We start from the raw sequence: 9,764 nt of genomic DNA on the forward strand, positions 1-9,764 counted from the left end.
CTGTCCGGCAGGATCGATGCGAGAATGTTCAACAAAGGCCCTGCGGGGATACACAAACCATTGACTGAGGTGCCGAACATGCCCCCCGACCTGCGAGGGAGTGCTCAGCGGATTCGCTGAATCGCCTTGCCAGCCAAGCGCGGGAGCCCCTTGCGGATGATGCTCCCATCTAAAATTGCGTCCTTCTTGGGACGCACTACCAGATCGAATCCGGCGGGGATCCGAGGTCGCTGAGTGCGGAAGGACTCCCGGATCAAACGCTTCCATTGGTTGCGAACAACAGCGTTGCCGGTTTTTTTGGGGATCGTTACACCCAGCCGCGTCGGCCCCTCGAGCTCTTTCGCACGCGGAATCGCGAACACAACGATCGTGCCATCGGCAGCACACCCGCCCTGGCGGATCGCCCGCGTAAAATCGTCACCCTTGACGACTCGCATCGACTTGGGGAATTGCTGATTCAGTATCGACACGCGGTAACCATCGAGATGATCGGAGAGAGTGATATCGTTATGACTGGAGCTACCAGAACGCAGCTCCCTTCCCGTAGTGGACGAGGCGACGAGTCCATGTGCACAGAAGCCGTACCCTACCAAATTCTGCCGCTCCCTTCCCGTAGCGGACGAGCTGTCCTTTGCCCACAAGTTTTCCTACGCCGACGGCGTTGAAGAGAATAGCCCGTGGTCGAGCGCAAGCGAATACCACCGGAAACGCCGCGAAACACGAGTGCCAACCCCGAATGGGGTTGAAGATCATTCACGACGGGGTCTGCGACCCACTTCGGGGTCGACGCTCCATCTTCAACGAAAAACCGTAGGTGGCACTTCGTTGACGATAAGGCGATTTCCTATCATCTCTTCCAAGATATTCGCAGCTGATTGGGGACTCGTCGGCTCGTCCACTACCGAGCTCGCCATGGCATCACCTAGGAACGCCGCTCGTCAAAGGCTGGATCGCGAAAATCGCACGCGCCGGCACGCCCGCCGCCTGGAGAAGATCTGGCACGCAATCGGCCCAGTATTTGCTGCGGTTGGGGCTTGCTGGGATGTGGGGATGTGGACGGCAGTCCCCCGCCCACTTGGCATTTGAACGAATTAAGCAACAGGAGTTGACTATGAAAACGAAACGAATCTCAGAAGCGATGGAGAAGGCGTTGAACACCCAGATGACTCGCGAGGCCTACCAGGCCCAGGTATATCTGGCCTATGCCTCGTGGGCCGAGGTTAACGGTTTCACCGGGATCTCAGAGTTCCTCTACAAGCACATGGAAGAGGAACGCATGCACATGTCCAAGTTTCTGAAGTTCATCAATGACCGGGGCGGCCACGCCCGGATCGCGGCGATCGAGGCCCCGCCGGCTGACCCGAAAGACTTGGGCGATTGCCTGCGACAGGCACTCCAGCATGAGATCAACAATTCAAAAGCCATCGACGAGATTGTCCATCTCGCCCACGAAGAGAAGGACTGGGCAACGTTCAGCTTCGGCCAATGGTTCGTCAAGGAGCAGATTGAAGAGGAAACCCTGATCAACGAACTGCTCGACAAATACAATCTGGCAGCAGGGGAAGAGACGGGAAACGCCGGGCTCTACGAGTTCGACCGCGACACAGCCACTGCATCACAGGAAGCCACACTGCCCCGCGACGAAGTGTTGTAAAAATCAGTCGACCGCCCGTCGACGTCGTCCAGCGATCCAGCCGGCGCTGGACCATCAAGGCGAGCCGCGGGCCTTATGACCAATGCCATCTACTTTCGACCGCGAAGCGGTCTCGGTAACCCGGCGCGTCAGCGAGGTCCACTCGTTCGCCACGCAAAACACTGCATCTTCCTCGCTGACGCGCCGGGTTACCGTCGTGATGATGCCCCGAACGGGGGCAAAATAAATGGCATCGGCCGTGAGACCCCGGATAGCGTCGCCAACCCGGCTGCTGACGCGTCTCGGCTCACTGATCCACAGCCCGAGTCGGCACCGCGAGATCGGCTTGGTGAATCTGTGCCGCCAGTGCCCTGGCGACCCAGTCGCATGGTCCGAGATACGGTGCGACGTCGAACTGAATCCCCGGGTGGGCTGACGCGGCGCGATCGGTCTGTTCGGCGATGGCGTCGTAGAGCCGCCCCGCAAACAGCAGGTGGGGATGCACCACGATTCGGTCAAACCGCCCGGCAGCGGCGACTTCATTCAGCGTATCGGTGAGCCGTGGCTCGGCCATCGCGTAGAACGTCGTCCACAATCCATCGGCCGCGACCCCAAATTCCGCTGCGATCGAATGGGTTGTCGTCATCGACCGCCCGCGTACTGCGACCTCGCTGAGCAACCGCATGTCGGCGCTCGCGCACACGTCTCGACTGCCACGTCCCACCATCACGACAGCGGTACGGCCCGAGGTCCCGATGTCGCTCGCGCCCCGCGAGATGGTTTCGCGAAGTCGTTCACGGACCGCCTCGACCATTGCTGCCTGCCGCGAGATCGGGCGGGCGTACCGAACCCGTACAAGCGATGAGCTTCCCGTCGATGCTTGGGCGGCCGCGACTTCGCCGGGGATATCCCCTTTGGCATGTCCAGCGGCGAAGAGCAGCAGGGGGGCGACGGTGACCTGGTCAACGCCCCGGCGAACCAGAGACTCCCAGGCCTGAGCGATCGTGGGCTGTTGAAATTCCAGCAGACACGGACGCACGACCGCATCGCCGGCGAGCCGAGCGGCCAACAGGTCGCTCAATTGAAAAAATTCAGCCGTGCCTTGGGTGTCTCGCGTGCCGTGGCCGACCAGCAAAACGCCGCTGGAGACATTCAAGTTATTGAATGCGCGTCGCGTCGTTGAAGCCTTCCAGCTTGAGGCTGGCGAGGGCCTTGTCGACGTCGAACCCTGCGTCGTACTTCACGACTACTTTCTTCACGGTCAAGGTGTCCGGGTCCGGTTGATCGGCCAAGGTCACTTCACTCACCCCAGAGGCGCCCTCGAGTGTCTCTTTGACGCGTGGATAGCATGCGAATTGGCAGTGCATTCCAGGGACTTCGAGTGTCAACGTGCCCGCTTCGGACAGTACCGCTGGCGACGCCGAGACCGATGTCGCAGCGGCTGCCGGAGCGGTGGACGTTTCGGGGGCTTCGTTCGGAGCGACGATCAGGGCGATCATAATGCCCAAGGCGGCGATACCAGCGACAGCGTATACAATGGTTTTCATAGAAACACGAAAGGGTGAGGGGGGAATGGATTGAGGCGGGATTAGCCTAACAGCCTATCCAAAAAGGCGGCTGTATCCTAGTCGATGATTACCGTGGTCGGAAAGACGCACCGCGATTGCCATGGAGCGATCGAGCGAATTCAGCTAGCTGACTGTACGGTTGGGGCGGCCGCCGGTTCGGCGGATTCTTCCGAACCGGGCGATTCCGAGTCGTCACCCTGCCCGAGCATTCGCTCGACGACCGCCGCGAGCGGCTTGTCGAGCTGCGCGATGGTCTCATCGGCGACTGCGACTGCGTCGGCGTCCGCATCGGCTGGCGGCGTGTTCTCGGGTGTCTCGGAAGCTGCCGCTGAAAATGTTCCACGGTCGATCCCCTTGAGTGAGGGGTAAGAAGCCTCCTGCCACAGCAACATCAACTTCGCCAAGCTTTCGGGCTGCATTTCGACGGCCAATCCACTATCGGGAGTCACTCCCCACACGTCTTCCTCGCCATCATCCTTGCCGCGATGGATGTTTTGGTCGCTCGGTCGGAAGTACTTGGCCACGGTCAACCGCAGGGCACTCCGCCCGTACTCGAGCGGCAAGATGTTCTGCACCGTGCCTTTGCCGAAGCTGCGGGTTCCGCCGACGACTGCCCGGCCGTGGTCCTGCAACGCCGCGGTCACAATTTCACTAGCGCTGGCCGAATCATGGTCGATCAGAACAGCCATGGGGATCGCCGGATCGACGAGCGTGCCGCTGGTCGCCACATCGACCTGTTCCAGAACGCCACCGCGCGTCTTCGTGGAAACGATCTTCCCCGAACTGAGGAACATATCCGAGACTTCGACGGCGGCGTGTAACAAGCCACCTCCATTGCCGCGGAGGTCCAACACGAGAGCATCAAAATCGTTGTCGAGTGACTTCAGGACCGTTTCGAGCTCGCCGACGGTCCGGTCGCCAAAGCTCGTCAATCGAATGTAGGCAACCCGTGGATTGGATTGCAGGCGATAAACCCAGGCATTGTTCTGGTCGCGATGGTTTCCAATCACCGACTCCATCTGGATCGATGCCCGAATGATATCGGCCTCGATGTCCTGCTCGCCCCGGCGCAGCGTCAGCGACACCTTCGTCCCAACCGGACCGCGCAGCTGATCACTGACTTCGCGGATGCCGAGGCCGGCGACGCCAGTCCCATCCACTTTGATGATTCGGTCTCCCGGCAAGACGCCCGCGGCGATCGCGGGGGAGCCCACTAAAGGGGTGATCACGCGGACGGGCCCATTCGGATCGGGTTGATCGACATAGATGCCAATCCCCGCAAACTCTTGGTGAATGGTGTCGCGGAAGGTGTCGTAGGCGACCGGTGGGATAAATTCACTGTGCTGATCGAGCGTCGAGGTCATCCCCGAAAGTGCGCCGATGACGAGATCTCGGTCATCAACCGGCTCGACGTAATACCGATCGATCAACGCGAGGGCCTCACCGACCACCATCGCTGTGCGGGTGCGCTGCTGCAGCGAGTGGCACGCTGTTGCGACGACGAATGTGATACAGACGATCGTGAGGTTGCGTGGTAGCATCAGTATCCATCAGTCCAGAGACGCATTGAAATTCGAAGCGTGGTGTGGCAGCCCAGGTCCGCGCTGTTCAATCTTTGGGGGGGCAAGCCGTTTTGCCCGACTCTCGGCCCGCTTAAAACTGGTGCCCTTTCTGGGGACCGTCTTGGGTCAAGGTGAGGATCTCCGGTCCTTCTTCGGTCATCAAGACCGAGTGCTCGAACTGCGCCGACGGCCGACCGTCTTTGGTTCGGACTGTCCAGCCGTCGACCTTGTCGCTCTTGGCATAACGGGCTCCCGCGTTGATCATCGGTTCCACGGTAAAACACATTCCAGGATACAGGCGATCGATGCGGCTCTGTTTGTTGGGGAAGTGAGGGATCGAGGGGTCGAGGTGGAACTGTCGCCCGAGCCCATGGCCGACATACTCACGAACGACTGAAAACCCACGTCCCTGCGCTTCGGGAACGATGGCCTCGCCGATCGTGGCCACCCGGCAACCAGGCGTCAGCGCATCGATCGCGAGATGCATGCAGTCGAACGCACACTGGACGACAGCTCGGCGCTCCTCACTCGTTTGGCCGATAATGAAGGTTTCACTTTGGTCACCATGCCAACCGTCGACAATCGTCGTGATGTCCACGTTGACGATATCCCCTTCCTGCAGCACATAGTCGTCGGGGATGCCATGGCAGATCACCTCATTGACGCTCGTGCAGCAGCATTTCGGGAACTTCTGGTACCCGAGTGTGGCCGCCTTGTGGCCGCGTTGGTAGGTCCAATCGTGAACGAGCTTGTCGATCTCATTCGTCGTGATCCCCGCCTTGATCTGCGGGCGAACGAAATCCATCAGCTCGCCGTTTGTCTTCCCGGCCCGCCGCATCGAGTTGCGTTGGGAGGTGGAGAGAATGAGTTTTTTCTGCTTGGTCAGCATACGTCGCCTTCAATCTTGAATTGTTTCTGTTCGCATCGGACAGGCACTAGGATTCCCGAGCGTTGAATTCCAGCTTCCACTGCCGGTCTGATTGGCTGCCGTGGCACCACAGTTCGAACATGCCCAATTCGGTGACCCGAGATTGGAATCGAACGGGGACAAATGATGACGCTGCGGTGCTACGCGTCGTTGGCTCGGAACTGGTACTTTCGTCGTTGGGATTTTCGTCGCTGCAATTCTCTCCGCTGGGATTCTCGTTGTCGAGGGTCAGCTCCATCGGTTCGCTTTCTTGCAGCTCGTTCGCTGGCCAGCGATCGAGCCGTGTCCCGGGCCGGTCGTGGGGACGCACCGTGGACGAGAAAAATCGAAAGCGGGCTGGCGAGCCGACGAGCACGCCGACTTCCTCGCCCGGCACATCTGCTTCGCTGCCCTCTTCCATCCCTTGGGCGGCAACACAGACCGCCCGCAGCGGCCGGGGGGCACCGGGGATCGCGAGTCCTGCGGTCTCAATTCCAATGTAATAGGACTTGGCCGTTCCGCCACGGATGCGGATGCCACCGGCGAGTTTGGTCCAGCCATAGAAGGCCGCACCGATCGCCACGGAATGGTCGAGGTCCTCGGCACCGCTGAGGGCCGTCGGCGGTTGGTCTAACCAACTCGCCACCGTGGTCTGCATCCGCTGGCGAATCGCATCGCTGCGAAAAACGCCCCCGTTGAGCAGCAATTCCGTCACCACGTTTTCGCCACCCTCGGCCGTGTTCAAATGGTCGGCCAGGAACGCGGCAACCTGTTTGGTAATGGCGGGATCCGATTCGTAGGGCAGACCGATGTCCTGGAAACCGCTCTGGACAGTCGCCTGCGGGCGAGCCCCCGCCTCACACATCGGAAAGAAACCTTCGACCAGCGTTTCGGCTGCCTCCGCTTGGGAGATGGCGACGGTAATCGTACCGCCGATCAGAGAACTGCCGCGGCCGAGCACGGAGATCGAATGTTCATCGGGGCCGTCGCCAGCCATCAATCGTTCTTTAGCCTCGCGGCAGGCATGCCACAACGAGGTGCTCTGCCACGGATCGAGGTCATGGCCTTGCTCGCGAAATTTTTCCGTTGCCTGGTAGGCGAGTGCCAAATCCATGTTGTCACCCCCGACGAGCAGGTGGCGCCCAACCGCTTGCCGGCGGAGAACGAGATCACCGTCGTCCTCGGCCACACCGACCAAGGTCAAATCGGTCGTGCCCCCACCAACGTCCACGACCAGCAACGTATCGTTCGGCTTCATCGTCTCGCGCCAGGCACCACCGGTCGAGGCGAGATAGCGGTACACGGCCGCTTGCGGTTCCTCCAACAACACGAACTGGTCGCTCAGCCCGGCCTCGATCGCTGCTTGGCGGGTCAGGTCTCGCGCCGCCGGATCAAAGGAAGCGGGCACCGTCAAAACGACCTGCTGTTGATCGATCGGTGCGTCTGGAAAGGCCGCCTGCCACGCTGCGATCAAATGCTGCAGGTACCGGCGCGTGCACTCCAAGGCTGAAATCTTCGGGATTTCCGGAGGCGATTGCCAGGGCAAAACCGCGTCGGTGCGCCCCACCCCAACGTGGCACAGCCAGCTCTTCGCCGCGACGACGACACGCTGTGGATTGTCCGCGGATTGCTCACGGGCGTACGTCCCCGCAACGCCTTCTCGCGGATCAGGAAAACCGCTCGCCGACTGCCCCTCGGGCAACATCGACGTCTCGATTCGCAACGCGTCGATTTCATTTTCGCGGGGCAGATACAGGAACGATGGCAACGAGTCCAACGATTCGATCTGGCCCGGGCCCACGATTTGGGGGATCGGTAGCAGTTCGATCTCAGGCGACTGGTCGCGCTCGACGCCACCACGCTCTCCCCGCTCACCATCGGGTAGAGCCGGTGTGTAGGCGACCACACTGTTGGTCGTCCCCAAGTCGATACCGATGCAGTATTTCGGAGCACGCGTCACGGTTAGGATTCCAGTTCCGCTAAGACGTCGAGCACCTGTTGGTCATGGCCATCGACCTTGACCCGTTTGTAAACCTTGACGACTTTCCCTTGAGCGTCGAGGACGTACGTCGAACGCTGCATCCCCATCGATTTCTTGCCGTAGTTGTTCTTCTCTCGCCACGCCCCGTACTTCTCGCTCATGGCATGGTCAGAATCGACCAGCAGCGGGAACGGCAATTCAAATTCATCCCGGAATTGAACGTGGCTCTCGGCCGTGTCCGTACTGATCCCAAACAGCTGAGCACCGGTGGCTTGAATTTCGGCATAGCGGTCGCGAAACGCACAGGCTTCCTTCGTGCATCCGGGAGTGTTGTCGCGGGGGTAGAAGTAAATCACCACGGGATTACCCGCCAGATCGCTCAATTTGACGGTGTTTCCATCCTGGTCCTTGAGCGTGAACGCGGGCGCTTTCTTGCCGGGTTCCAAAAAATCAGCCATCGGTCCAGTTCTCTGGGGGGATTCATTGTGGGGATTGAGGGACGCGCGTCCTCGGAATACGCAAAAATGTACGCTGTTGAGCTGATTTCGTCGACCCGGGCCGCGAGCGATGACTGGCGATTGCCGGCGAGTCGATCGGCAAGTGCGAACAGGGATTTCCTAGCGTCGTCGCTGGAAAACATGGTCTCAACGACTTGTGTCGATGCCTGCGAAAAGCCGCACGCGAGCAACTGCCCTACCCCCGCGAAGCCCTGCGTAGGATCACATATTCAGGCCTCTGAATGCCCTCGACGTGTCCGGGCCAGTGCCCCAGACGCACTGCGGGATCCCCGGACATCTGGTCGATGGCCTCCCTCGGCTGCACGATCGCTGAGCCGAGTCGGGACCAGTGCTCTCGATTCATCTCGCCCCGGGGCCAACCCGCTGCGTCGAATGCGCTCTGGCAGGCCGCGATGACGATTGCCGGCTCGCAGGCCAGATCCTCACCGTGCGGCCAGGGATGCTGCTCTGGGCGCGATCTCAAGGGCCGGCTTGATCCAGGACGATGGATTTTCAACGAGGTGGGGCGGGAGGCGGAGGGGAGCTCAACAAACGCCGCCAGCCACTGTTGGGCGAGCCGGCCCAGCATCTCGCTGAGTTGATTTTGGTTGTCGGCGGCTCGTTGGAGTGCTTCGCCCGCATGGGGGAAGCGAGTCTCGATCAGCGGCAACACATCGTTGCGGATCCAATTGCGGGTGTACCGCGTCGATTCGTTGCTCGCGTCTTCCCGCCACCGATAGCCCTGTTCGACCAACGCACTGCGGATTGCTTCCCGGCGGGCCCGCAGCAGCGGTCGCAGGATCACGAAATCTCGCCCCAGCGGACTGGCCGGTCGTATCCCCGCCATGCCCTGTGTTCCCGTGCCCCGCAGCAAGTGATGCAGCACGGTCTCAGCTTGATCGTCGGCCGAGTGGGCCAACGCGACGTAGCGGCAGCCGCTTTGAGCGGCGACGTCATGAAAGAAATCGCGGCGAATTTGTCGTAGGTTCGCTTCGGCATCCCCGTCATCCTCGCGGCCTGGACGCCCCACCACGACGTCGATGCCCAGCGAATCCGCCAGGTCGCGAACCAATTGCTCGTCCGCGTCGGAGTGTTGGCCACGCAGGCCATGGTTGAAATGCGCGATCCGCAACGGCGGCCGTGACGACCGCTTGGGTTCGGGCAAACGCTGGGAATGCTCGGCGATCAACCGTGTCAAAGCCACGCTATCCGCACCACCGCTACACCCCACCACAACGCCCACCGTGGCGATCGCATCGGCCGGCAGGTCGGCACAAAATTGCTCGCCAAGCAATTGCCATTTTGTCGATCCGCACTCAGACGAGGTCATGCCGCGGCTGCTGACGGAGCGATTGGGACGGGCAGAGTTGTGTTGACTTTGTTGTGCATGGTTGGGCTTTCCGACGTCAATGCGATCCCACTCCCACCGAACTCAAGAAATAGCGGTTCATCCGACGGAAGCGTGCGCAGAGCACAGCGGAAGGTTTTGGAGTACTGTCATATCCAGAACGAAAATTTGCAGTGCGCGCGTACGCTCAGCGGCACCACCAATAGGGTAGCTTTTTCGACACTCAAAGTCCACTGTTTGTCGGCCAGCCAGCACGGCTCGGTTAGCT

9 protein-coding genes are annotated in these 9,764 nt (G+C 60.7%); 1 reads left to right on the top strand and 8 read right to left on the bottom strand.

Translation table 11 applies throughout. The features are described from left to right. Positions 1 to 104: 104 nt before the first annotated feature. Complete coding sequence (gene rnpA / locus CA85_RS22200) at positions 105 to 470, bottom strand: ribonuclease P protein component (RefSeq protein WP_315852732.1); 366 nt, start codon at positions 468 to 470, stop codon at positions 105 to 107. 641 nt (positions 471 to 1,111) lie between these two features. Here rnpA and CA85_RS22205 point away from each other — a divergent pair. After that, entirely contained in the window at positions 1,112 to 1,654 is a 543-nt protein-coding gene (locus CA85_RS22205) for a ferritin (RefSeq protein WP_146393549.1), read from the top strand. A gap of 286 nt (positions 1,655 to 1,940) precedes the next feature. Here CA85_RS22205 and CA85_RS22210 read toward each other — a convergent pair whose 3' ends face one another. From CA85_RS22210 to tilS, 7 genes are all read right to left on the bottom strand, one after another. Then, entirely contained in the window at positions 1,941 to 2,789 is an 849-nt protein-coding gene (locus tag CA85_RS22210) for a sirohydrochlorin chelatase (protein WP_146393550.1), read from the bottom strand. A 1-nt stretch (position 2,790) separates the two neighbouring features. Continuing rightward, positions 2,791 to 3,180 (bottom strand): heavy-metal-associated domain-containing protein, encoded by a 390-nt coding sequence (locus CA85_RS22215; RefSeq protein WP_146393551.1) that lies wholly within the window; start codon positions 3,178 to 3,180, stop codon positions 2,791 to 2,793. Positions 3,181 to 3,320: 140 nt separating this feature from the next. Further along, on the bottom strand, positions 3,321 to 4,742 hold the full coding sequence (locus CA85_RS22220) for a S41 family peptidase (protein ID WP_186775138.1): 1,422 nt from the start codon (positions 4,740 to 4,742) through the stop codon (positions 3,321 to 3,323). Between the two features lie 112 nt (positions 4,743 to 4,854). Further along, positions 4,855 to 5,652, bottom strand: coding sequence for a type I methionyl aminopeptidase (map, locus tag CA85_RS22225; RefSeq protein WP_146393552.1), 798 nt, complete (start codon positions 5,650 to 5,652; stop codon positions 4,855 to 4,857). A gap of 46 nt (positions 5,653 to 5,698) precedes the next feature. After that, positions 5,699 to 7,630 carry an Hsp70 family protein gene (locus tag CA85_RS22230; protein ID WP_146393553.1) on the bottom strand — a complete coding sequence of 644 codons (1,932 nt, stop codon included), beginning with the start codon at positions 7,628 to 7,630 and terminating at the stop codon, positions 5,699 to 5,701. A gap of 2 nt (positions 7,631 to 7,632) precedes the next feature. Continuing rightward, positions 7,633 to 8,109, bottom strand: coding sequence for a thioredoxin-dependent thiol peroxidase (gene bcp, locus CA85_RS22235; protein WP_146393554.1), 477 nt, complete (start codon positions 8,107 to 8,109; stop codon positions 7,633 to 7,635). A gap of 235 nt (positions 8,110 to 8,344) precedes the next feature. Next, a complete protein-coding gene (gene tilS / locus CA85_RS22240) occupies positions 8,345 to 9,478 on the bottom strand; it encodes a tRNA lysidine(34) synthetase TilS (RefSeq protein WP_146393555.1) in 1,134 nt (377 codons plus the stop codon). Positions 9,479 to 9,764: the final 286 nt, after the last annotated feature.

Source organism: Allorhodopirellula solitaria, from assembly GCF_007859855.1.
Lineage (GTDB): Bacteria > Planctomycetota > Planctomycetia > Pirellulales > Pirellulaceae > Rhodopirellula > Rhodopirellula solitaria.

Excerpts from the sequence above, each read along its gene's own strand:
- CA85_RS22220 (WP_186775138.1), bottom strand. The coding sequence starts at position 4,742 with ATGCTACCACGCAACCTCACGATCGTCTGTATCACATTCGTCGTCGCA.
- tilS (WP_146393555.1), bottom strand. The coding sequence starts at position 9,478 with ATGACCTCGTCTGAGTGCGGATCGACAAAATGGCAATTGCTTGGCGAG.
- map (WP_146393552.1), bottom strand. The coding sequence starts at position 5,652 with ATGCTGACCAAGCAGAAAAAACTCATTCTCTCCACCTCCCAACGCAAC.
- CA85_RS22205 (WP_146393549.1), top strand. The coding sequence starts at position 1,112 with ATGAAAACGAAACGAATCTCAGAAGCGATGGAGAAGGCGTTGAACACC.
- CA85_RS22215 (WP_146393551.1), bottom strand. The coding sequence starts at position 3,180 with ATGAAAACCATTGTATACGCTGTCGCTGGTATCGCCGCCTTGGGCATT.
- bcp (WP_146393554.1), bottom strand. The coding sequence starts at position 8,109 with ATGGCTGATTTTTTGGAACCCGGCAAGAAAGCGCCCGCGTTCACGCTC.